This is a genomic window from Azospira sp. I09 (assembly GCF_009177135.1).
In the GTDB taxonomy this organism is placed as follows: Bacteria; Pseudomonadota; Gammaproteobacteria; order Burkholderiales; family Rhodocyclaceae; genus Azospira; species Azospira oryzae.
In genome coordinates, this window is the sequence record NZ_AP021844.1 from 1,754,069 (window position 1) to 1,775,905 (window position 21,837).

A 21,837-nucleotide genomic window follows, 5' to 3' on the forward strand; every position below is an offset into this window, starting at 1 on the left:
GAACTCCCCGGAAACGCCCGCCTGTCGGGCAAATCCCTGGAGATGGCGACACGGCACGCTATAATCCACGCACCTTTACACTCCCGCGGGCGCCCTTGAGCCGGCGCCGCCGCCCCTGACCGACCACGCCATGAGCGAACCGTCCTCCGTTCCCCCGGAAACCGCGCCGCCCCCCCTGGGCATCACCGCCATCATCGAATGGCTGGGACTGCCGCCGTCCGGCGACCTGGGGCAGGAGCTGACGACCCTCAAGGGCCACCTGCTGGCCATGGAGGACACGGCGGCCAGCGCCCAGCAGCGCCACCGGGTCCTGGACCTGATCCACGCCCGCAGCGTTACCGCGGTGGCCCGGCTGACCCCCAGCCTGGACGAGGCCGGCCTGCCCCTGCCGCGCAAGCTGCGTGCCCTGGTCAAGTCCGCCCAGGAACTGCTGGAACTGCTGGCCCGCAACTTCCTTGCCATCCTGCAAGACCAGGTGGACGAACACCTGGTGAAGGGCCTGCGCCAGCCCCAGGACGTGATTCTCTGGCGCGCCCAGCACCTGCTCAAGCAGCACCTGCTGATCAGCGCCCTAGTAGCCTCCCCCGCCGCCGTCGGCATCTGGGAAGCCGCCCACCGCACCTACGCCCTGGCCCGGGAACGGGGCCTGCAGGGGCAACCGCCCGAAGGCACCGCCTCCAGCATCGAGAACGAATACGCCAGCACCCTGCTCCTGGCCTGCGCCCAGCCGGCCTCCTTCAGCGCCCGGGAACTGGAATTCATTGCCGACATCGCCCAACGGCACGGACACCGGCTGGAATTCCTCAGCATCACCGACGAGCGCCACCGGGGCCTGTTCTGGATCGACCCCAACCGGGACAGCCCGGCCGTAGCCCTGGCCCGCCGCCTGCCACCGCCGGAAACGCCGGTGCTGTGGTTCTCCTGCGACCAGCTGGCCCATTTCCTCGAGCGGCAGCTGCACACCCTGGAATCCGGCAGCCAGCGGACAGGCGCCAGCGAACTGCCCGAATTCGCCGCCACCTTGAGCGGGCGCAGCGTCCTGCGCCGCCTCATCCGCTTCTGGGGCAACCCGGCCCGGCGGCGCTTCCCGCGCCGGCGCCAAAGCTACCGGGTGACCCTGCACGCCGGCCTGGAACCCCTGGCCGGCCTGCTGCGCGGCCCTTCCCTGGAAGAAGGCGAAGGCTCCTCCTGGATGATCACCAACGAAAGCCCGGACGGCTACGCCCTGATGCACCTTGCCGGCACCTCGGAAAAGCTGGAAGTGGGCGACGTGGTGGCCCTCAAGCCGGAAAACCATCCGCCGGGCCGCGGCGGCTGGCAGGCCTGCATCGTACGCTGGGCCCTCTCGGAAAATCCGGAGCACCTGGAGATCGGCCTGCAGATCCTGGCCCCCAAGGCCCTGCCCGCCACCATCGCCCTGCCCGGCGAGAATGCCAGCGCCCACCCCCATGTCCTGGTCCTGCCCGCCGTTCCGGGCCTGCGGCCCAACGACTCCCTGGTGACGCCGGCCGGGCTGCTGCCGGCGGACCAGGGTCGCTTCGTGCTGCTGGTGGAACGGGACAATCTGGAAATCAAGGAAGTGCGCACCACCAGCCTGGACGAACAGACGGCCCGGGTGGAGATTTTCTCCATCGCCGTCGAGGAACAGCCGGACTAGCCTCCCGGCGGATTGCGGCGGTGCAGGGTGGCGGCCAGCAGGGCGCCCAGCAGCACCACCAGCCAGGACAGGTACAGCCACACCAGGAAGATGGGTACGGCGGCGAAGGCGCCGTAGATCAGGGTATAGGACGGCACCTTGGCCAGGTAGAACTCGAAGCCGCGCTGCATCAGGGTGATGGCCAGGGAGGCGAAGGCCCCGCCCCAGATGGCATGGCGCAGGCGCACCGGCACATTGGGTACGGCGAAATAGAGGAAGGCGAAGAACCCCCCCAGCAGTACCGCCGAAAGGGCCTTGAGCAGGGCGTTGCGCACCCAGAGCGCCTCGTTGAAGAAGCCCAGGGAGGCCGTCACCACGTAGGAGGTGACGCCGAAGACGGCGCCGAGCACCAGGGGCCCGAGCAGGGCGATCACCAGATAAAGTTTCAGCCGCCGCCCCGGGGAACGGGAGACGCCGACCTGCCAGACGTGGTTGAGGGCCCGCTCGATGGTCAGCATCAGCACCAGGGCCGTGCCGGCCAGCACCATGACGCCGAGCCAGGTCAGGCGATTGACCTTCTGGGAAAAGATCAGGGTGTACTTGGCGATCACCACGCCGGCCTTGTCCGGCAGCAGGTTGGCCACCAGGAAGGTGTTCACCTGATCCAGGATCACCGGGAAGAAGGGCAGGTCCGAGAGCACGGCCACCACCAGGCCCACCAGGGGCACCAGGGACAGCAGGGTGGTGTACGCCAGGCTGGCGGCGGTCTGGGTGAAGCGCTCCTCCCGGAAACGTCTGAACATTTCCGGCAGCATGCCTTCCCGCTGGGAGTAACGTCGTCTGGCCATCGCCACCATCAAATAGGAAAAAACCCGGGACAGGCCGCCCCGACACCGCCGCTATAATAGCCGACCCCGCCTGGAAGCCCCGTCATGGAAAAACGCCTCGTCCTCATCGCCAGCACCCTGCTGATCGCCCTGATCTTTCTCTGCCTGGCCTGGGAGCTATGGCTGGCGCCGCTCAAGCCGGGTGGCTCCTGGCTGGCGCTGAAGGCGGTGTTCCTGCTGCCGCCCCTGTTCGGCATCCTCAAGGGGCGCCGCTACACCTACCAGTGGAGCTCCCTCTTCATTCTCTTCTATCTGGCCGAAGGGTCCGTGCGGGTCACCTCCGACCAGGGCCTGACCCAGTGGCTGGCGGGCATCGAAACCCTGCTCAGCCTGGCCTTCTTCGCCTGCGTCGTGGCCTACGCCCGCCTCACCCGCCCATCCAAGCAAAAGGCCCCCACCGCAGGGTGAGGGCCCGGGCCGGGCGCTGCCCGGCCGCTGCTGCGCTTGGCCGACGCGGCCAGTTCAGCCCATTCAGATGTCGCCCTGGGGATTGAGCTTTTCCAGGGAGGAGTGGAGCTTGTTGAGGGCGTTGAGATAGGCCTTGGCCGAGGCGATGACGATATCCGTATCGGCCCCCTGGCCGTTCACGATGCGCCCGCCCTTGGCCAGGCGCACGGTCACTTCGCCCTGGGCATCGGTGCCGGTGGTGATGGCATTGACCGAATAGAGCAGCTGCTCGGCGCCGCTGGCAGCAATTTTCTCGATGGCCTTGAAGGTGGCATCCACCGGACCGCTGCCCGTGGAAGCCGCCTTGTGCTCGGCGCCGCCGACGGCAAGGGTGACGGCGGATTCGGGAATCTCGCCGGTCTCGGAGCAGACCTGGGAATAGACCAGCTTGTAGTGCTCCTGCTCCGGGGTCACGGTCTCGTCGGAAACCAGGGCCTGCAGATCCTCGTCGAAAATCTCGTGCTTCTTGTCGGCCAGTTCCTTGAAGCGGGCGAAGGCGGCGTTGAGGGCCTCTTCGCTGGGCAGGTCGATGCCCAGTTCGGCCAGGCGGGTCTTGAAGGCGTTGCGGCCGGAGTGCTTGCCCAGCACCAGCTTGTTCTGGGACCAGCCCACGTCTTCGGCCCGCATGATCTCGTAGGTTTCCCGGTGCTTGAGCACACCGTCCTGGTGGATGCCGGATTCGTGGGCGAAGGCATTGGCGCCGACGATGGCCTTGTTCGGCTGCACCGGGTAGCCGGTAATCTGGGACACCAGCTTGGAGGCGGGCACGATCTGGGTGGTATCGACCCGGGTTTCCACCGGGAAGATGTCGGCCCGGGTGCGGGTCGCCATCACCACCTCTTCCAGGGAGGCATTGCCGGCCCGTTCGCCCAGGCCGTTGATGGTGCATTCCACCTGGCGGGCGCCGGCCAGCACGGCGGCCAGGGAATTGGCCACGGCCAGGCCCAGGTCGTTGTGGCAGTGCACGGACCACACCACCTTGTCGGCACCGGGCACCCGCTCGATCAGCTGGTGGATGGTCTCGGCGAACTGGCTGGGCAGGTTGTAGCCCACGGTGTCGGGCACGTTGATGGTGGTGGCGCCGGCCTTGATCACGGCCTCGAAAATGCGGCAGAGGAAATCGATCTCGGAGCGGCCCGCATCCTCGGCGGAGAATTCCACGTCGTTGGTGTATTCCCGGGCCCAGCCGATGGCCTTGACCGCCTGCTCCACCACCTGGTCCGGACTCATGCGCAGCTTCTTCTCCATGTGGATCGGGCTGGTGGCGATGAAGGTGTGGATGCGGCCCCGGGCGGCGGGCTTGATGGCCTCGCCGGCGCGGCGGATGTCGTTCTCGTTGGCCCGGGCCAGGGAACAGACGGTGGAATCCTTGATCGCCTCGGCGATGGCGTGGATGGCGTCGAAGTCGCCGGGAGAGGCGGCGGCGAAGCCGGCCTCGATCACGTCCACCCGCATCCGCTCGAGCTGGCGGGCCACCCGCAGCTTCTCTTCCTTGGTCATGGAAGCGCCGGGGCTCTGTTCGCCGTCGCGCAGGGTGGTGTCGAAAATGATCAGCTGCTGTTTCATGGTCTCTCTCCGGAATCTGCCGCCGCTGGAATTATTTGCGCAGGGGAAAGGATTCTAGCGCACCGCGCCGCCAAAGCGGGATGCCCTGCAAGGCAGAAGGGACGCCACTGTCGGGCATGGATGCCCGGAGAGGGCCGTCCCTCCTGCCTCCCCGGGGAGTGCCACCTCAGTTTTCCTCGGTCCGGCACAGGGCCGGGAACAGCAGCGGCAGCAGGATCAGGGTGAAGATGGTGGCGGAGACGATGCCGCCGACGATGACCACGGCGAAGGGCCGCTGGGTCTCGGAGCCGATGCCGTGGGAGAGGGCCGCCGGCAGCAGGCCCAGGCCGGCCATCAGGGCCGTCATGAGGATCGGGCGCAGGCGGCCGACGGCGCCTTCCCGCACCGAAACGGCGACGCTCTGGCCGTTGCGCACGCCTTCGAGGAACTGCTCCACCATGATCACCCCGTTCTGCACCGAGATGCCGGCCACGGCGATGAAGCCGACGGCGGCGGAGACGGACATGTGCAGGCCGGCAGCGGCCAGGCCGAGAATGCCGCCGACCCAGGTGAAGGGCACCATGCCCAGCACCAGCAGGGCGAAGGGCATGGAGCGGAAGGCCCAGAACAGCAGCACGAAAATGCCCAGCACCGAGAGGGGCACGATCACCGCCAGGCGCTTGGTGGCCCGCTGCTGGTTCTCGAACTGGCCGCCCCAGGTCATGCTGTAGCCGCTGGGCAGATGCACCCGCTCCTTGACCTTGGCCATGGCCTCGGCGACGAAGCTGCCCTGGTCCCGCCCCAGCAGGTTGGCCTTCACCGCCACATAGCGGCCGCCGGCCTCCCGGGCGATGCGGGCCGGGCCCTGGCGCACTTCCACATTGGCGATGGCGGCCAGGGGTATGGTGCCGGGGTCGGCCAGGGAGGGATGGTCGCTATGGGGCAGGGCAATGGGTAGGTCCGCCACGTCGTCCACCGCGTCCCGGTATTCCTTCTCCAGGCGCACCACGATGTCGAAGCGGCGGTCGCCGTCGTAGAAGACCGCCACGGCGCTGCCGGCCAGGGCCGTCTGCACCGTGGCATTGACGTCCTGGGCGCTGATGCCGTAGCGGGCCATACGCTCCCGGTCCAGGGTGATGTCCAGTTCGGTCTGGCCGCTGACCTTGATGGCGGCCACGTCGGCGGCGCCGTGGATGGCACCGAGCACGCCCACCACCTGCTCCGCCTTGTCCTCCAGGATGTCCAGGTCGGGGCCGAAGATCTTCACTGCGATCTCCCCCTTCACCCCGGAAATGGATTCCTGCACGTTGTCCTCGATGACCTGGGAGAAGTTGGTGGGCACCCCGGGAATGGCCCGGATCTTCCCGCTCATGTCGGCGATGAGGGCCTCCTTGCTGGGGAAGCGCCACTCGTTGTGGGGCTTCAAGTCCGCCAGGATTTCCATGTTGTTGGGGCCCTTGGGGTCGGTGCCGTCGTCGGGACGGCCGACGTGGGCGATGACCTTGCTCACCTCCGGATAGGAAAGCAGGATGCGCCGCACCTCCTGCTCCACCTCCTTGGTCTTGGCCAGGTTGGTGGCCGGCGGCAGGGTCACGGTGAGCCAGATATTGCCCTCGTCCAGCTTGGGCAGGAACTCGCTGCCCAGGTGGGGCACCAGGGCCAGGGAGAGGGCCAGGATGAGGCCGGAGCCGACCACGATCTGCCGCCGCCGGCCGTCGGCCCACTGCATCAGGTCCCGGTAGCGCCCCTGCAGGCGGTGCATCCAGTCCAGGTGCTTTTCCGCCAGGTTGTGCTGCTTCAGGTAGAAGGAGGTCAGGGCCGGGGTCAGGGTCAGGGTCAGCAGGATGGCGCCGATGATGGCGAAGGAGAGGGTGTAGGCCATGGGGGCGAAAATCTTCCCCTCCACCCGCTCGAAGGTGAAGATGGGCAGGAAGGCCAGGATGATGATGGCCTTGGAGAAGATGATCGGGTGCCCCATCTCGATGGCGGTGTGCTTCAGGGTCAGCATGCGCCACTGCAGGGTGCCGTGCAGGGGGTTCTTCTCCGGCTCGCCCATGGCCAGGCGCACCATGAGGGCCTCCACCAGCACCACGGCGCCGTCGATGATGATGCCGAAGTCCACCGCCCCCAGGGAGATGAGATTGGCCGCCACGCCCTTGGTATGCATCATGACGAAGGCGGTGAGCAGGGACAGGGGAATCACCACCGCCACTACGGCGGCGGCGAACCAGGAGCGCAGGAACAGGATCAGGATGCCCACCACCAGCACCGCCCCCACCAGCAGGTTTTCACTGACGGTGTGCACGGTGTGCTTGACCAGTTCGATACGGTCGTAGATGGGCACCAGGCGCACGCCCGCGGGCAGGCGCTCGCCGACCCGGGCCATTTCCTCCTTGAGGGCGGCGGAGACCTTGATGGCGTTCTGGCCCTTGCTCATCTGCACGATGCCCTGCACCACGTCGTCCCGCTCGTTGAAGGAGACGATGCCGGAGCGGGTGCGGGGGCCGATCTCCACCCGGGCCACGTCGCCCACCAGGATGGGCTTGCCGTCCCGCACCGCCACGGTGACCCGGGCGATGTCGTCCACCTTGGACAGCAGGCCGATGGAACGCACCACCAGGGCCTCGTCGCCGCGGCGCATGATGCCGCCGCCGGCGTTGGCGTTGTTGCTGGCCAGGGCCTGGGAGACCTGGTCGATGCTGACCGCGAACTTGCGCAGGCGGGCCGGGTCGATGCGCACCTGGTATTCCTTCACCGCGCCGCCGAAGCTGACCACGTCGGCCACCCCGGTGACCCGGCGCAGGGCCGGCCGCACCACCCAGTCCTGCAGGGCCCGCACCTCGTGCAGGGGCATGTCGGCCGGGGCCTCGAAGACATAGCGGTAGATTTCCCCCACCGCCGTGGTCAGGGGCGCCAGCCCGGGCTGGGCACCGGGCGGCAACAGCACGTTCTGCAGCTTTTCCGTCACCTGCTGGCGGGCGAAATAGTCGTCCGTGTTGTCGGCGAAGGTCAGGGTGACGATGGACAGGCCGGTAATGGAAACGGAGCGCAGCTGGGTCATGCGCGGCACCCCGTTCATCTCCCGCTCGATGGGCAGGGAAATGCTCCGTTCCACTTCCTCCGGCGCCAGGCCCGGGGCCTGGGTGACGATGTTGACCTGCACGTCCTGCACGTCGGGGAAGGCCTCGATGGGCAGATTGACCACGGCGTAGCCGCCCACGGCGATCAGCACCAGGACGCCGACGATGACGAACAGGCGCTGGGCCAGGGCGAAGGTAACCAGGCGTTCCAGCATGGCCTCAGTTCCCGGCCAGTTCGGCGTTGAGCAGCAGGGCGCCGGCGGTGACCACCCGCTCCCCGGCCTTCAAGCCGCTTTCGACGAAGCTGCTGTCGTGGCCGCGGAAGGCCAGCACCACTTCGCGCCGGGCCACCACCCCCGGCTCGGATTCGACGAAGAGATAGGTGTGCAGGCCTTCGGTCACCAGGGCGGTGTTGGGCACCTTAGGCAGGCGCCGGTCCGGATTCTCCGGCACGATGCGGGCGAACATCTCCGGCTTCAGGCGGCGTTCCGGATTGGCCACGGCGCAGCGCACCGGCACCCGGCGGGACTGGGGATCGAGCACGTCGCCGATGGCCTCCACCGTGCCGGGAAAGCGCTGTTCCGGATAGGCGTCCACGGCGATGGAAACGGCCTGGCCCACCTTCAGCTTGCCCAGGTCCTTTTCCGTCAGTTCGGCCATGACCCACAGGGAGCGGGGATCGCTGACCACGAACAGGGGCGCAGCGCCGTCGGGGCGGACCTCGACGCCGGGGCTGGCCTGGCGCTCGGTGACGATGCCGGCCAGGGGCGTGCGCAGGGCGAAACCGCTCTCCCCGGCCAGGGGCGAGAGATTGCGCAGGCGGGCGCGGCTGCGCTCCACTTCGGCTTCGGCCGCCCGGTAATCGTTCTGGCTCGCCTCCAGGTCCTTGCGCGCCACCACTTCCAGTTCGTACAAGGCCTTGCTCCGCTCCAGGGCGGAGCGCTTGGTCTCCCGGTCCGACTCGGCCTTGCGCAGGTCGGCGTAGTCCGGCACGTCCAGGGTCAGCAGGGGGGCGCCGGCCTTGACCGTGTCGCCGGCCTGGGCCAGCACCTTCAGCACCCGGCCGCTGGTGGGGGCGAAAATGCGGGCGGTACGGTTCTCGTCGTAACTGACCCGTCCGGCCAGGGGTTCCAGCAGGGGCACCGGCAGCTCGGGCGCGGCTTCGATGCGCAGGTAGGCCAGCTGGGGCGCCCCCGGCGGGAAGCTGATGCTGTGGTTGGTATTGAGGGCCGGCTTGGCCAGGGGCGCCGGTCCGGCCGGCGGCGCGGCCGGACGCAGGACCAGCACGGCCGCCACGGCCAGGGCCCCGGCGATGCCCAGGGGGAGCAGGACTTTTTTCTGCAGCAGGGGGGAGTGCTTCAGGGGCTTCATGGGCGTTCCTTTTGTTCTATTGGCCCAGGACCGCCTGCCAGGCGGCCAGGGCTTTGGCGTATTCGGCCCGGAGAATGGCGGCATCGAGGCGCACGGCGCGCAGGGTGCGGCGGGCGTCGAGCAGGTCGAGCAGGCCCAGGGCGCCGCGGCCGTAGGCATATTCACTGGCGCTGGCGACCCGCTCGGCCTCGGCCAGCAGGCCGTCCTCGAGCCGCTGGCGGCGCTCCCGGGCGGCGCCCAGCAGGGATTCGGCCTGGGCCACCTCGCCCAGGGCCAGAGCCCGCACCTGTTCCTCCTGGGTGCGGGCGGCCAGCAGTTCGGCCTCGGCCCGGGCGATCTCGCCCTCGTAGGCATGGCGCAGAAACAGGGGCACGCTCAGGCTGACCCCGTAGGTGTTGTTGGGCGATGCGTCGCCCGGGGGAAAGTGTTCGAACTGCACGCCCACCGTCACATCCCGGCTGCGGGCGGCCCGCGCCAGTTCCCGGGCGGCTTCGGCAGCCTTGACCCGGGCCCGGGCGGCGAGAACGTCAGCCCGGTTCTCCAGCTCGGGACGGCGGGCGGTGACCACCTCGCCTTCGCTGCGGGGCCAGGGCTCCGCCGCCCGCAGGCTGGCGGCCTCGGATTCCTTGCCGATCAGGTAAGCCAGGCTCTGGCGGGCCCGCTCCAGGTCGGCCTGGGCCGCCCGGGCCTCGTTCTCGGCGCGGCCGGCCTCGATGCGCAGGCGGGAAACGTCGGCGCCGGCCACATCGCCGACCTTGAGGCGCATCTCCGCCGCCTTGACGCTGCGCCGGTAGAGTTCGCCGCTTTCTTCGGCCACCTGGCGGCGCTCCTGGGCCAGACGCAGGTCCCAGTAGGTGACCCGCAGCTGGAAGCGGCTCTGCCGCTGCACCTCCGCCAGGCCCTGGCCGGCGGCTTCGAGGGCGGCGCCGGCCACCTGCTGGCGCAGCTCCCGCTTGTCGCCCCGCTCGATCACCTGATCCAGTCGCAGCACCGAATCCACCCGCTTCTGCCCCAGGCTGCCGGCACCGATGCCGCTGCGGGGGTTGATGGAGGAGGTGGACAGGCTGAACTGGGGATTCGGCACCTGGGCCGCGGTGAGGCTATCCGCCTGGGCCGCCTGCACGCCCTCCCGGGCCAGCCGTACTTCCCGGTTGTGGGCCAGCCACAGGGCCTCGGCCTGGGCCAGGCCCAGCTCCTGCAGGGGCTCGGCAGCACGCAGTGAGGCGGGACCGGTCGCCAGCAGGGCCAGACAGATGAGGAGGGAACGTGACATCGAAGCGGCCTGCAGTTTCTCGATACCTAGGAGGCTGGTATCGTATTGCCCCTTACTGACCAACTACTGACGCCCCATGCGCATTCTCCTGGTGGAAGACGACGAGTTGCTGGCCGACGGGCTGGTGAAGGCTTTGCGGCAATCGGGCTACGTCACCGACTGGACCCGGGACGGCAAGCAGGCCGACAGCTGGCTGACGGACCAGAACTATGACCTGGCCATCCTGGACCTGGGCCTGCCGGGAATGGAAGGCAGCGAGGTACTGCAACGGCTGCGCGGACGCAAGCTGGCGACGCCGGTGCTGATCCTCTCGGCCCGGGAGGCCCTGGAGGAACGGGTGCGCCTGCTGGACCTGGGAGCCGACGACTACCTGGTCAAGCCGGTCGCCCTGTCCGAACTGGAAGCCAGGGCCCGGGCCCTGATCCGCCGCGGCCGCACCCAGCCGGACCCGGAGCTGCGCCTGGGCAAGCTGCGCCTGGACACGGTGGGCAAGCGGGCCTGGCTGGGGGAGGAGCCCCTGGACCTGACCGCCCGGGAGTGGGCGGCCCTGGAGTTCCTAGTCAGCCGGGCCAACCGCATCGTCAGCAAGGAACAGATCATGCAGTCCCTCTACAGCTGGGACGAGGACATCACCCCCAACGCCATCGAGAAATTCATCTCCCGCCTGCGGGTCAAGCTGGAGACCGGGGGCATTTCCATCCGCACCGTGCGCGGCCTGGGCTACTACCTGGAAAAGCCGAAGGACGAGGAAGGCGCGGACGCGGCCAGCGATGATCCGCCAGCCTAGCCTGCGGCGCCTGCTGCTGATCTGGCTGCTGCCGGCCATGCTGGCCCTGGTGGCGGCCGGCGGCCTGATGGCCTACGGCATCGCCCTGCGTTCCGCCACCTGGGCCTACGACCGGGCCCTGCTCGACACCTCCCTGGCCCTCTCCGGCCAGATCCACATCGTCAGCGGCCACCCGGTGCTCAACCTGCCGTCCCAGGCCCAGGAAATCCTCCTCACCGACCGCTACGACAACGTCTTCTACGAGGTCATCGGCCCCCAGGGCGAATCCGTCGCCGGCCACCGGGGCATTCCGCGCCCGCCCCAGCAGCTGCCCGAGGACGGCCGCATCTACTACGACGGCTGGTTCCACGACCGGGAAGTGCGGGTCGCCGCTCTCTTCGTCCTGCGCGAAGGCATTCCCCTGCTGATCCTGGCGGCCGAGACCCAGACCAAGCGGGACAACCTGGTACGGGAAATCCTCACCTCCATGCTGCTGCCGGAACTACTGCTGGTGGCGGCCACCCTGGGCCTGGGCTGGCTCGGCATCCGCCACGGCCTGAAGCCGGTGGAGGACCTGCGGGAGCAGCTCTCCCAGCGCTCCCACCACGATCTCAGCGCCGTCTCCTCGGACCGGGTGCCCCGGGAAATCGGCCCCCTGGTGGAAGAACTGAATCATCTGCTGTCCCGCCTCGACGGCTCCCTCTCGGCCCAGCGCAATTTCGTCTCCGACGCCGCCCACCAGCTGCGCACGCCCCTGGCCGCCCTGCAGGCCCAGGCGGAACTGGCCCTGCGCCGCCTCAACGGCCCGGCCCCGGCCCAGACCGGGGAACTGCGGGCCGAGCTGGAACGCATCCTGGCCGCCACCCGGCGCCTCACCCACCTGGCCCACCAGCTGCTGGCCCTGGCCCGGGCCGAACCGGGCGGCGAGCAGGCGATGAAGCCCCTGGATCTGGTGGAAGTGGTGCACCAGTGCGCCGAGACCTGGCACCCCCGGGCCCTGGAACGCAACATCGACCTGGGTTTCGACCTGGCGCCGGCTCCCCTCCTCGGCCACCCGCGGCTACTGGAGGAGCTGCTGAGCAACCTCATCGACAACGCCATCCATTACACGCCCGCCGGCGGCAGCGTCACGGTGCGCACCTTCGCCCGGGACGGGGCAGCCGTGCTGCAGGTGGACGACACCGGCCCGGGCATTGCGCCGGAGCAGCGGGAAAAGGTGTTCGAGCGCTTCCACCGCATCAACGGGGAACAGAATCCGGAAGGCTGCGGCCTGGGCCTGGCCATCGTCAGGGAGATCGCCAAACAGCACGGGGCCGACGTCTGGCTGGACGAGGCCCCGGTGCTGGGAGGTGCGCGGCTGGAAGTGAGCTTCCCGCCGCCACCCGGAAGGTGAATCAGAGGGGAGTGGAGGCGGGCTTGCGCCGCAGCAGGCGCAGGCCGGAGAGGGCGTAGCCGGAGAGGGCATAGACCACGAACAGGCCGAACAGCACGCCCGGGGGATACATGAAGACCAGGGCGAAGGCGAGGACGATGGCACCGACGAAGATGAAGGGCACGCTCTTGCGCAGGTTGATGTCCTTGAAGCTGTAGAAGCGGCAGTTGGTGACCATGGAGACGCCGGCGAAGATGGTCAGGATGCAGGCGATGACCCGCACGTCGCTGCCGACGATGTCGTTGTCCAGCATCAGCCAGACAAAGCCCGCCACCAGGGCGGCCGCAGCCGGGCTGGGCAGGCCCTGGAAGAAGCGCTTGTCGATCACTTCCAGGGTGGTGTTGAAGCGGGCCAGGCGCAGGGCGGCGCCGGCGCAGTAGATGAAGGCGGCGATCCAGCCCAGCTTGCCCATGCCGCGCAGGGCCCACTCGTAGATCACCAGGGAGGGCGCGGCGCCGAAGGAAACCATGTCGGACAGGGAATCGTATTCGGCACCGAAGGCGCTCTGGGTATGGGTCAGGCGCGCCACCCGGCCGTCCAGCCCGTCCAGCACCATGGCCACGAAAATAGCCACGGCGGACTGTTCATAGAACCCGTTCATGGCCTGGACGATGGCGAAGAAGCCAGCGAACAGGGCGGCGGTGGTGAACAGGTTGGGGAGGACGTAGATGCCCCGGCGTTTCAATTCCGGGTTGAAGAGGACCTTGCGGGGTTTCAGTTCGGACATTTTTTCTGTGAATTACGCCAACTCGGCAAGAACGGTGGAGGAAGCATACACCTTCTCCCCGATGCTGGCCTTGATGCGGGCATCCAGGGGCAGGTACACGTCCACGCGGGAACCGAAGCGGATAAAGCCGTAGCGCTGGCCCCGGGCCAGCTGCACGCCGCCATCCACGTAGTTGAGGATGCGCCGGGCCACCAGGCCGGCCACCTGCACGGAGGTCACGTCCTGGCCGTCGGCGGTCTTGATCCACAGGGCGCAGCGCTCGTTCTCGACGGAGGCCTTGTCCAGGGCGGCATTGACGAAGGCGCCCGGGTTGTACCACTTCTGTTGCACGGTGCCGTCCACCGGGCTGCGGTTGGAGTGCACGTTGAAGACGTTCATGAAGACGCTGACCTTCACTGCCTCACGGTTGAGGTAGGGGTCCAGGGCCTTTTCCACGGCGACGATGCGGCCGTCGGCAGGGGCCACGATGGTCTTGGCGCCGCCGGCGATCTTGCGCGCCGGGTCGCGGAAAAACTGCAGCACGAAGAGGGCGATGATCCACAGGGGCACGGCCACGTAAACCGGGGCAAAGGCGCTGCCGGCAAGGGCCGCCACCACGGCGATGGTCAGGAAGGGCCAGCCTTCGCGGGCGATGATGGGATGGGGATAGTTGTTCAAGGACGCGCTCTCAGGGCTGTTTTGCGGACGCTCCGGCCGGGGCCGCAGCGTGAAGACGGGAGTTGCAACGAAACCGGGGCGGAGCCCCGGAAAGCGCGTGCAGCCTGCGCCTCCGGTTAGCTCCGCCCCGCGCCAGTCTTAGTTCTTGGACTGGTCCACCAGCTTGTTCTTCTTGATCCAGGGCATCATGTCGCGCAGCTTGGAACCGACCTGCTCGATGGGATGATCGGCGGTCAGGCGGCGGCGGGCGGTCATGCTGGGGTAGCCGGTCTTGCCTTCCAGGATGAACATCTTGGCGTATTCGCCGGTCTGGATGCGCTTCAGGGCGTTGCGCATGGCGTAGCGGGACTCTTCGTTGATGACTTCGGGGCCGGTCACGTACTCGCCATACTCCGCGTTGTTGGAGATGGAGTAGTTCATGTTGGCGATGCCGCCTTCGTACATCAGGTCCACGATCAGCTTCAGCTCGTGCAGGCACTCGAAGTAGGCCATTTCGGGAGCGTAGCCGGCTTCCACCAGGGTCTCGAAGCCCATCTTCACCAGTTCCACGGCGCCGCCACAGAGCACGGCCTGTTCGCCGAAGAGGTCGGTTTCGGTCTCTTCACGGAAGTTGGTTTCGATGACGCCCCCCTTGGTGCCGCCGTTGGCAGCGGCGTAGGACAGGGCGATGTCCTTGGCCTTGCCGGTCTTGTCCTGGTACACGGCGATCAGGGAAGGCACGCCGCCGCCCTTCAGGTACTCGGAGCGCACGGTGTGGCCAGGGCCCTTGGGGGCGACCATGATGACGTCCACGTCTTCGCGGGGCACCACCTGGTTGTAATGCACGTTGAAACCGTGGGCGAAGGCCAGGGCGGCGCCCTTCTTCAGGTTGGGTTCCACGTCGGCGTAGTACACGGCGGGGATGTTCTCGTCGGGCAGCAGGATCATGACCACGTCGGCGCCCTTGACGGCCTTGGCGATCTCTTCCACCTTCAGACCGGCCTTTTCGGCCTTGGCCCAGGAGGCACCGCCCTTGCGCAGGCCGACGGTGACCTTGCAGCCGGAATCCTTCAGGTTCTGGGCGTGGGCGTGGCCCTGGGAGCCGTAGCCGACGATGGTGACTTTCTTGCCCTTGATGAGGGAGAGGTCGGCGTCCTTGTCGTAATAAACTTTCATTTTTTTCCTTTCGGGTTCAAGGGCTTGCTTCAAACTTTGAGAATGCGGTCGCCGCGGCCGATGCCGCAGACGCCGGTACGCACGGTTTCGAGGATCAGACCGGCATCGAGGGCGGCAATGAAGGAGTCCAGCTTGGCGCCGGTGCCGGTCAGCTCGATGACGTAGGTCGAATCGGTGACGTCAATGATACGGCCGCGGAAGATATCGGCCATACGCTTCATCTCTTCGCGGTCCTTGCCGGTGGCGCGGACCTTGATGAGCATGAGTTCCCGCTCGGAATGAGCGGCTTCGGAAAGATCCACCACCTTGACCACGTCCACCAGCTTGTTGAGCTGTTTGGTGATCTGTTCCAGCACATCTTCTGACCCCGTGGTAACGATGGTCATGCGGGACAGGGAGGCATCCTCGGTAGGAGCCACGGTGAGGGATTCGATATTGTAGCCGCGGGCGGAGAACAGGCCCGCCACCCGGGACAGGGCGCCGGCTTCGTTTTCCAGCAGGATGGAAATGATGTGTCGCATGGTTCTCTACTCCGGGCTCACAGGTCTTCGGACAGGATCATTTCGGACAGGCCCTTGCCGGCCGCCACCATGGGGTAGACGTTGGCTTCGGGGTCGATGATGAAGTCCATGAACACCAGGCGGTCCTTGTATTCGGTGAAGGCCTTCTTCAGGGCCGGCACCACGTCCTCGGGCTTCTCGATGCGCATGCCGACGTGGCCGTAGGATTCGGCCAGCTTGACGAAATCGGGCAGGGAAGTGACGTAGGACTGGGAGTAGCGCTTGGAGTAGAACATCTCCTGCCACTGCCGCACCATGCCCAGCATGCCGTTGTTGAGGTTGATGATCTTCACCGGCAGTTCGAACTGCTTGCAGGTGGACAGCTCCTGGATGCACATCTGGATGGAGCCTTCGCCGGTGATACAGGCCACCTGGGCGCCCGGATTGGCGAAAAGCACGCCCATGGCGTAGGGCAGGCCCACGCCCATGGTCCCCAGACCGCCGGAGTTGATCCAGCGGCGGGGCTTGTCGAACTTGTAGTACTGGGCGGCGAACATCTGGTGCTGGCCCACGTCGGAGGTGATGAAGGCTTCGCCCTGGGTCACCTCGTAGAGCTTCTCCACCACGTACTGGGGCTCGATCAGGTCGCCCTGCTTGTAGCCCAGGCTGTTCTTGGCCCGCCAGCCGTCGATCTGCTGCCACCAGTCGGAGACGTCGGGAGCCGGCTTGGCGCCGTCGTCCAGCAGCTTGAGCAGCTCGTCCAGCACATCGGGCACGTTGCCGACGATGGGCACATCCACCTTGACCCGCTTGGAAATGGAGGAAGGATCGATATCCACATGGATGATCTTGCGCGGCACGCCGCCAAAATGCTCGGGATTGCCGATCACCCGGTCGTCGAAGCGGGCACCGATGGCCAGCACCACGTCGGCGTGCTGCATGGTCATGTTGGCCTCGTAGGTGCCGTGCATGCCCAGCATGCCGACGAACTGCTTGTCGGTGGCCGGGTAGCCGCCCAGGCCCATGAGGGTGTTGGTGACCGGGAAGTTGAGGCGTTTGGCCAGCTTCACCAGCTTCTCGGAGGCGTCGGAGAGGACCACGCCGCCGCCGGTGTAGATGATGGGCTGCTTGGCTTCCAGCAGCATCTGCACGGCCTTCTTGATCTGCCCCAGGTGGCCCTTGACCACCGGGTTGTAGGAGCGCATCTGCACGGAGGCCGGATATTCGAACTCGCACTTGTTGGCGGTGATGTCCTTGGGGATATCTACCACCACCGGGCCGGGACGGCCGGTCTTGGCGATGTGGAAGGCCTTCTTCATGGTGGAGGCCAGGTCCTTGACGTCCTTCACCAGGAAGTTGTGCTTGACGCAGGGGCGGGTGATGCCCACGGTGTCGCATTCCTGGAAGGCATCCTGGCCGATGTAGTAGGTCGGCACCTGGCCGCACAGCACCACCATCGGGATGGAGTCCATATAGGCCGTGGCAATGCCGGTGACGGCATTGGTGACGCCGGGACCGGAGGTCACCAGGGCCACGCCGACCCGTTCGGAGGAGCGGGAATAGGCATCGGCAGCATGGACGGCAGCCTGTTCATGGCGTACCAGGATATGCTTGATGTCGTCCTGCTTGAACAGTTCGTCGTAAATATGCAGCACCGAACCGCCAGGATAGCCGAACACATAGTCGACCTTTTCTTCCTGAAGGCACCTGATTACAATCTCCGCACCGGTAAGCGTCATTTTTATGGCCTTACGTAAGTCGCTCGAAAAACCTGCTACGTTAATGGCTCGCCCCGGATTGGTCAAGGTAAAATACCCGCCCAAGGCCAGTAAAAGCCCGCCATTCAGCCGCACCCCGAGGCCCGCATCCAGGCCGGGCGCAGGCCGGAAAAACAAGCCCCGCACAGCGGGCAATTATCTCCCCGACTAGGATTCATTCTGGCTACACCACGCGAACTGTCGGATTTTCTCGCCGGCGTCGAACGCCGGGCCTTCAAACAGGCCCTGTTCGCCGTGCGTGACGAAGAAGCTGCCCTGGACCTGGTCCAGGATGCCATGATGCGCCTGGCCGAGAAATACGGCGACCGGCCGGCAGAAGAATTGCCGATGCTGTTCCAGCGCATCCTGCAAAATGCCATCCGGGACTATTACCGCCGCAGCAAGGTCCGCTCCATGTGGACCACCCTGCTCTCCTCCCTGACCCCGGGGGACGACGAGGACAGCGACCCGCTGGACACCCTGGAGGTGGAAGACAAGGCCGGCGACAGCCCGGAGGGCTCCCTGGAACAGTCCCAGGTCCTGGCCGTCATTGAAGCAGAGATTTCCCGCCTACCCGGACGTCAACGGGAGGCCTTCCTCATGCGTTATTGGGAAGATATGGACGTCGCAGAGACGGCGGCAGCCATGGGATGCTCCGAAGGGAGCGTCAAGACCCATTGCTCCCGGGCCACCCACACCCTGGCCGCCGCATTGAAAGCAAAAGGAATAACCCTATGAACGAACAGCACTTTGCCTACCAGATACGGCGGCATCTGAACCAGGAGACCATGGCGCTCAGCCCGAGCATCACGGATCGCCTGGCGGCAGCCCGTAGCCAGGCGCTCGCCCACCAGCGGGTGGCCGCCCACGCCCCCATCCTGGCCGGCCTGGGTTTCCACCTGCACCTGGACGGCTTCCGCCCCAAGCACATGCTGGCCGCCCTGGCCCTGGTCGTCGGCCTTTCCTCCGGCATGCTGTGGCAGGCCGACGAACAGATGAACGAACTGGAAGACGTGGATAGCGCCCTGCTGGCCGACGATCTACCCCTGGACGCCTACACGGACCAGGGATTTGCCGCCTGGCTGGACCAGAACCCTGACGAATGACCGGTAAGCCGGCCTCCTTCCCCTTCCTGCTCTTGCTGGCCCTGCTGGCAGGCTTGGTTGCGCCCGCCGGCGCCCAGACCCCCGGCACCACCGCCGTGGTCGCCACCCCGCCCCAGCCGGCCTGGCAGGAGCTGGACCAGACCCAGCAGCAGATTCTTGCCCCCCTGGCGGAGGACTGGAACCGGATGGAGAACTACCGGCGCAAGAAGTGGCTCGGCATTGCCGCCCGCTATCCGCGCATGGCCGAGCAGGAACAGGAGCGGGTCCAGCGGCGCATGCGGGAATGGGCCAACATGACCCCCGAGCAGCGCAAGGAAGTCCGGGAAAAGTACAAAAACATCAAACAGTTGCCGCCAGAACGCAAGAACACGGTGAAGCAGAAGTGGGAAGAGTACGCCAACCTGTCGGAAGAGCAGCGCCTGCAGCTCAAGGAAGCAGGCGCCGCCCGGCCGCGCCAGGCGGCGCCCCAGGGCATCGGCAAGGTCTTTACCACCCTGCCCCTGCGCAGCCTCGCCCCCCTGTCGCTGCGCCCGGCCCCGGCCACCCCCCATCCCAGACCGACGCCCCCCGCCCTGCCTAACGGCAAAAAGGTGCTGGGCAAAGGCGGCATCCCCCAATTGCCCCATCCGCCCCAGATTCTGCGCATTCCGGGCGACGGACAGATTCCCTCCCTGCTGCCGCCCATGCCGAAGCGGGCGCCGGCACCCAGCCGCAAGCCCTGATGACTTCCCGCCCCGACTCCACCCTGGCCAGCGGCCAGGGCAAGCCTGCCGCCCCCGACCAGCGCAGCCCGGCCAGCCTGGTCCGCCGCCTGGCCAGCATGCTTTACGACACCCTGCTGGCCCTGGCCGTACTTTTCCTCGCCTGGCTCCTGCCCCATATCCTGCTGGGGCTGGTGGGCAAGGTCATGGCACACCCCGCCCTGCTGTGGGGTCACTTCTTCCTGGCCCTGCTGCTCTACTTTGGCTGGCTCTGGCTCCATGGCGGCCAGACCCTGGCCATGAAGACCTGGCGCATCCGCCTGGTGAACGCCAACGGCGGCGGCATCCAGCCCCTTCAGGCCCTGTTGCGCTACCTGCTGGCCTGGCCCAGCCTGGGCTTTTTCGGCGCCGGCCTGGTGTGGGCCCTGTTCGACCGGGACGGCCAGTTCCTGCATGACCGACTGGCGGGAACCCGCCTGGTCAATAGCAACCACGCCTGAACCAGGGCAGCAGACAGGCTGCCAGCGGACAAAAGGAAACCGGGCTCAGGGCCCGGTTTCTTTTTGTCCATACGCAGGAACCTCCTGCCGCCTGCGCCTAACGCCGTTCGACCCACCACATCATGCCCATCGCCGCCAGGAGGAACATGGCGGACGGCGTCACCGCGCTGGAGAAGGGCGGCCAGCTGTTGATGATGCCCAGGTTGGAAAAAAGGCCGTTGAGCATGTGGAAGAACACCCCCAGCATGACGCCGGAGAAAATTTTCAGGCTGACGCCGCCCACCCGGTTGTGGCTGTAGCCGAAAGGCAGGGCCAGGGCCACCATCACCAGGGCCGCCAGGGGATAGACCACCTTCTTCCACAGGGCGATTTCGTAACGCTGGGTCTTCTGCCGGTTGTCGGAGAGGTGCTTGATGTAGGACGTCAGGTTCCACACCGACATGCGCTCCGGGACCACCAGCAGCACCGAGAGAATGTCCGGATTGAGGGCCGACTGCCACATCACCTCGTCCTGGTGAGCCACCCGGCCCCGTACCGGCTGCCCCTTGGCGTCGTACTCCAGGATGGTCTGTTCCACGCTGTTGAGGCGCCATTCGCTGGTGGGCAGGTATTCGCCCTCCTTGGCCTCGCTGACCATCTGCAGCCGCTGCTGGTCGTCGAACTCGTAGATGCGGATTCCCAGCAGCTTGGCTTCCGGCGTCACCGTGCGCACGTTGATGAAGCGGTTTTCGTCCTTGACCCACAGGCCGGTACGGAAATCGGCGGAAAGAGGCATTCCCAGGGCCTGCAGGCGGATGCGCTGGCCCAATTTCTCCGACGGCGGCGCCAGGAACTCGCCGATGAGGAAGGTGAGGAAGGCAAACAGGGCCGCCACCCGGAACAGAGTCATCAGCAACTCCCGGGTCGACATACCGGAAGCCCGCAATACGGTGATTTCCGAATGCCGTGCCAGGGTGGACAGGGCAAAGAGGGAGCCGATCAGAACGGCGATGGGCATCAACTCGTAAATGCGGCCGGGCAAGGTCAGGACAACAAAAATGATGGCATGCTGGATGTGATAGGTACCCCTGCCGATGCTCCCCAGTTCGTTGATCAGGTCGAAAAAGCCGAAGAGGGCGAGAAATGCCGCCAGCACCAGCAAAGTGGCAAAAAACACCTCACGGAAGAGGTAGCGCTGATAGGTCTTGCCGAGAGGAAGCTTCATTTACGCAGCCGCAGGAAAGAGAACACCGCGATGCGGCGGAAGAACAGCAGGGGCAACAGGGCCGCCATCAGCACATGCACCAGCCACCAGCCGGTGGCGAAGGAAAGGCGCCCCTGGGCCACCCAGGCCTGGCTGACGGAGAGCAGGTTGCTGTAGATGGTGAAGGTGAGCAGGGCCAGGATCATGTTGGCGGAACGGCCGGCCCGGGGATTGACGAAGCTCATGGGAATGGCCAACAGGGCCAGCACCAGTGCGGACAAGGGCACCCCCACCCGCCACAGGAATTCGGCCATGTAGCCGGGACTGCCGTTTTTCAGCAATTCCCTGGTGGACGTGTTTTTCGGCGTCTTTTCGATACCCTGGCTTTCCTTGGTGTCGACCCGTAGGGCATAGCGCACGAATTCCAGCACCCGGAACTCGGGAATGCCGGGCGTCACTTCATAACGACGGCCATGCTCCATGACCATGAAACGGTCGCCGTTTTCCATCTGCTCGGAATGCCCGGTGGCGGCCATCATGACCCCCAGTTTCTGGTGCTGCATGGAACTGACGAAAATGTTGCGCACCTGGGTCGAATCGTCCGCCACCGCCTCGACGAACACCACGCGCTGGGAGGAACTGGCTTCCTTGAAGGCCCCCGGGGATACCTGGGCCGTGTCGTCCCGGTTCTGGCCGGTCAGCTTCTGCCGGTACTCGGCGCTCATTTTCAGGGCCCAGGGCGAAATCAGCAGGGACAGCAGGGCGATGCTCACCACCACCGGCAGGGTGAAGGTCAGCACCGGCCGCACCCAGGCGGTGAGGGACTGGCCCGAAGCGAACCACACCACCATTTCCGAATCCCGGTAGCTGCGGGACAGGGTCAGCAGGATGGCCATGAACAGGGTCAGGGACAGCAGCACCGGCAGGGAATTGAGGGCGGCGAAGCCGAGCAGGGCCACCACGGCCTCGGATGCGACCTGGCCGGCAGCGGCCTGGCCCAGCAGGCGGATCAGCTGGGTGGTCAGGAGAATGGCAAAGAGAGCGATAAACACGCCCAGGGCCGCCTGGGTAAATTCACGCCGCACGGCGCGCTGGAAAATCATGCTTTGACTTT

20 protein-coding genes are annotated in these 21,837 nt (G+C 66.6%); 8 read left to right on the forward strand and 12 right to left on the reverse strand.

Annotated features, from left to right (window positions below; translation table 11 throughout):
* Positions 1 to 130: 130 nt before the first annotated feature.
* A complete protein-coding gene (locus AZSP09_RS08120) occupies positions 131 to 1,657 on the forward strand; it encodes a hypothetical protein (protein WP_152089721.1) in 1,527 nt (508 codons plus the stop codon).
* Here the strand turns inward: AZSP09_RS08120 and AZSP09_RS08125 are convergent.
* A complete protein-coding gene (locus tag AZSP09_RS08125; RefSeq protein ID WP_014238525.1) occupies positions 1,654 to 2,484 on the reverse strand; it encodes a YihY family inner membrane protein in 831 nt (276 codons plus the stop codon). The genes AZSP09_RS08120 and AZSP09_RS08125 overlap by 4 nt on opposite strands.
* Positions 2,485 to 2,568: 84 nt before the next feature.
* Here AZSP09_RS08125 and AZSP09_RS08130 point away from each other — a divergent pair, with 84 nt between their 5' ends.
* Positions 2,569 to 2,931, forward strand: a complete 363-nt coding sequence (locus tag AZSP09_RS08130; protein ID WP_014238526.1) for a DUF2069 domain-containing protein — start codon at positions 2,569 to 2,571, stop codon at positions 2,929 to 2,931.
* A 63-nt stretch (positions 2,932 to 2,994) separates the two neighbouring features.
* Here AZSP09_RS08130 and AZSP09_RS08135 read toward each other — a convergent pair whose 3' ends face one another.
* From AZSP09_RS08135 to AZSP09_RS08150, 4 genes are all read right to left on the reverse strand, one after another.
* A complete protein-coding gene (locus AZSP09_RS08135; protein ID WP_152089722.1) occupies positions 2,995 to 4,536 on the reverse strand; it encodes a 2-isopropylmalate synthase in 1,542 nt (513 codons plus the stop codon).
* Positions 4,537 to 4,702: 166 nt separating this feature from the next.
* The gene (locus tag AZSP09_RS08140) at positions 4,703 to 7,810 is read right to left on the reverse strand and encodes an efflux RND transporter permease subunit (protein WP_152089723.1); all 3,108 of its coding nucleotides are present in this window, start codon (positions 7,808 to 7,810) and stop codon (positions 4,703 to 4,705) included.
* Between the two features lie 4 nt (positions 7,811 to 7,814).
* Entirely contained in the window at positions 7,815 to 8,966 is a 1,152-nt protein-coding gene (locus AZSP09_RS08145; protein WP_152089724.1) for an efflux RND transporter periplasmic adaptor subunit, read from the reverse strand.
* A 16-nt stretch (positions 8,967 to 8,982) separates the two neighbouring features.
* Positions 8,983 to 10,239 carry a TolC family protein gene (locus AZSP09_RS08150; protein WP_152089725.1) on the reverse strand — a complete coding sequence of 419 codons (1,257 nt, stop codon included), beginning with the start codon at positions 10,237 to 10,239 and terminating at the stop codon, positions 8,983 to 8,985.
* 76 nt (positions 10,240 to 10,315) lie between these two features.
* On the opposite strand from AZSP09_RS08150, the gene AZSP09_RS08155 reads away from it, so the two are divergent.
* Positions 10,316 to 11,026: a response regulator gene (locus AZSP09_RS08155; protein ID WP_152089726.1), complete on the forward strand. Its 711-nt coding sequence runs from the start codon at positions 10,316 to 10,318 to the stop codon at positions 11,024 to 11,026.
* Positions 11,010 to 12,398, forward strand: coding sequence for a sensor histidine kinase (locus AZSP09_RS08160; protein WP_014238532.1), 1,389 nt, complete (start codon positions 11,010 to 11,012; stop codon positions 12,396 to 12,398). Before AZSP09_RS08155 ends, AZSP09_RS08160 begins: the two co-directional genes overlap by 17 nt.
* 1 nt (position 12,399) lies before the next feature.
* On the opposite strand, the gene pssA is transcribed toward AZSP09_RS08160, so the two are convergent.
* The 5 genes from pssA to ilvB form a co-directional block, all read right to left on the reverse strand.
* Complete coding sequence (gene pssA / locus AZSP09_RS08165; protein ID WP_014238533.1) at positions 12,400 to 13,164, reverse strand: CDP-diacylglycerol--serine O-phosphatidyltransferase; 765 nt, start codon at positions 13,162 to 13,164, stop codon at positions 12,400 to 12,402.
* 12 nt (positions 13,165 to 13,176) lie between these two features.
* Positions 13,177 to 13,821 carry a phosphatidylserine decarboxylase gene (locus tag AZSP09_RS08170; protein WP_014238534.1) on the reverse strand — a complete coding sequence of 215 codons (645 nt, stop codon included), beginning with the start codon at positions 13,819 to 13,821 and terminating at the stop codon, positions 13,177 to 13,179.
* A 138-nt stretch (positions 13,822 to 13,959) separates the two neighbouring features.
* Positions 13,960 to 14,976 (reverse strand): ketol-acid reductoisomerase, encoded by a 1,017-nt coding sequence (gene ilvC / locus AZSP09_RS08175; RefSeq protein WP_014238535.1) that lies wholly within the window; start codon positions 14,974 to 14,976, stop codon positions 13,960 to 13,962.
* 29 nt (positions 14,977 to 15,005) lie between these two features.
* Positions 15,006 to 15,497 (reverse strand): acetolactate synthase small subunit, encoded by a 492-nt coding sequence (gene ilvN / locus AZSP09_RS08180; protein WP_014238536.1) that lies wholly within the window; start codon positions 15,495 to 15,497, stop codon positions 15,006 to 15,008.
* Positions 15,498 to 15,514: 17 nt separating this feature from the next.
* Positions 15,515 to 17,215: a biosynthetic-type acetolactate synthase large subunit gene (gene ilvB / locus AZSP09_RS08185; RefSeq protein WP_152090862.1), complete on the reverse strand. Its 1,701-nt coding sequence runs from the start codon at positions 17,213 to 17,215 to the stop codon at positions 15,515 to 15,517.
* 216 nt (positions 17,216 to 17,431) lie between these two features.
* Here ilvB and AZSP09_RS08190 point away from each other — a divergent pair, with 216 nt between their 5' ends.
* The 4 genes from AZSP09_RS08190 to AZSP09_RS08205 are packed head-to-tail and all read left to right on the forward strand — an operon-like array spanning position 17,432 to position 19,540.
* Positions 17,432 to 17,971: an RNA polymerase sigma factor gene (locus AZSP09_RS08190; RefSeq protein WP_232058891.1), complete on the forward strand. Its 540-nt coding sequence runs from the start codon at positions 17,432 to 17,434 to the stop codon at positions 17,969 to 17,971.
* Complete coding sequence (locus AZSP09_RS08195) at positions 17,968 to 18,339, forward strand: DUF3619 family protein (RefSeq protein ID WP_165397465.1); 372 nt, start codon at positions 17,968 to 17,970, stop codon at positions 18,337 to 18,339. Before AZSP09_RS08190 ends, AZSP09_RS08195 begins: the two co-directional genes overlap by 4 nt.
* Positions 18,336 to 19,061, forward strand: coding sequence for a DUF3106 domain-containing protein (locus AZSP09_RS20140; protein WP_197739072.1), 726 nt, complete (start codon positions 18,336 to 18,338; stop codon positions 19,059 to 19,061). The genes AZSP09_RS08195 and AZSP09_RS20140 overlap by 4 nt, the downstream gene beginning before the upstream one ends.
* Positions 19,061 to 19,540, forward strand: a complete 480-nt coding sequence (locus AZSP09_RS08205; protein ID WP_152089728.1) for an RDD family protein — start codon at positions 19,061 to 19,063, stop codon at positions 19,538 to 19,540. The genes AZSP09_RS20140 and AZSP09_RS08205 overlap by 1 nt, the downstream gene beginning before the upstream one ends.
* A 97-nt stretch (positions 19,541 to 19,637) precedes the next feature.
* On the opposite strand, the gene lptG is transcribed toward AZSP09_RS08205, so the two are convergent.
* The gene (gene lptG, locus AZSP09_RS08210) at positions 19,638 to 20,744 is read right to left on the reverse strand and encodes an LPS export ABC transporter permease LptG (protein ID WP_152089729.1); all 1,107 of its coding nucleotides are present in this window, start codon (positions 20,742 to 20,744) and stop codon (positions 19,638 to 19,640) included.
* Entirely contained in the window at positions 20,741 to 21,826 is a 1,086-nt protein-coding gene (gene lptF / locus AZSP09_RS08215; protein WP_152089730.1) for an LPS export ABC transporter permease LptF, read from the reverse strand. The genes lptG and lptF overlap by 4 nt, the downstream gene beginning before the upstream one ends.
* Positions 21,827 to 21,837 lie beyond the last annotated feature (11 nt).

Bases quoted from the DNA above. Each gene is read 5' to 3' on its own strand.
- AZSP09_RS08120 (WP_152089721.1), top strand. From the start codon at position 131: ATGAGCGAACCGTCCTCCGTTCCCCCGGAAACCGCGCCGCCCCCCCTG.
- AZSP09_RS08125 (WP_014238525.1), bottom strand. From the start codon at position 2,484: ATGGCCAGACGACGTTACTCCCAGCGGGAAGGCATGCTGCCGGAAATG.
- AZSP09_RS08130 (WP_014238526.1), top strand. From the start codon at position 2,569: ATGGAAAAACGCCTCGTCCTCATCGCCAGCACCCTGCTGATCGCCCTG.
- AZSP09_RS08135 (WP_152089722.1), bottom strand. From the start codon at position 4,536: ATGAAACAGCAGCTGATCATTTTCGACACCACCCTGCGCGACGGCGAA.
- AZSP09_RS08140 (WP_152089723.1), bottom strand. From the start codon at position 7,810: ATGCTGGAACGCCTGGTTACCTTCGCCCTGGCCCAGCGCCTGTTCGTC.
- AZSP09_RS08145 (WP_152089724.1), bottom strand. From the start codon at position 8,966: ATGAAGCCCCTGAAGCACTCCCCCCTGCTGCAGAAAAAAGTCCTGCTC.
- AZSP09_RS08150 (WP_152089725.1), bottom strand. From the start codon at position 10,239: ATGTCACGTTCCCTCCTCATCTGTCTGGCCCTGCTGGCGACCGGTCCC.
- AZSP09_RS08155 (WP_152089726.1), top strand. From the start codon at position 10,316: ATGCGCATTCTCCTGGTGGAAGACGACGAGTTGCTGGCCGACGGGCTG.
- AZSP09_RS08160 (WP_014238532.1), top strand. From the start codon at position 11,010: ATGATCCGCCAGCCTAGCCTGCGGCGCCTGCTGCTGATCTGGCTGCTG.
- pssA (WP_014238533.1), bottom strand. From the start codon at position 13,164: ATGTCCGAACTGAAACCCCGCAAGGTCCTCTTCAACCCGGAATTGAAA.
- ilvC (WP_014238535.1), bottom strand. From the start codon at position 14,976: ATGAAAGTTTATTACGACAAGGACGCCGACCTCTCCCTCATCAAGGGC.
- ilvN (WP_014238536.1), bottom strand. From the start codon at position 15,497: ATGCGACACATCATTTCCATCCTGCTGGAAAACGAAGCCGGCGCCCTG.
- ilvB (WP_152090862.1), bottom strand. From the start codon at position 17,215: ATGACGCTTACCGGTGCGGAGATTGTAATCAGGTGCCTTCAGGAAGAA.
- AZSP09_RS08195 (WP_165397465.1), top strand. From the start codon at position 17,968: ATGAACGAACAGCACTTTGCCTACCAGATACGGCGGCATCTGAACCAG.
- AZSP09_RS20140 (WP_197739072.1), top strand. From the start codon at position 18,336: ATGACCGGTAAGCCGGCCTCCTTCCCCTTCCTGCTCTTGCTGGCCCTG.
- AZSP09_RS08205 (WP_152089728.1), top strand. From the start codon at position 19,061: ATGACTTCCCGCCCCGACTCCACCCTGGCCAGCGGCCAGGGCAAGCCT.
- lptG (WP_152089729.1), bottom strand. From the start codon at position 20,744: ATGAAGCTTCCTCTCGGCAAGACCTATCAGCGCTACCTCTTCCGTGAG.
- lptF (WP_152089730.1), bottom strand. From the start codon at position 21,826: ATGATTTTCCAGCGCGCCGTGCGGCGTGAATTTACCCAGGCGGCCCTG.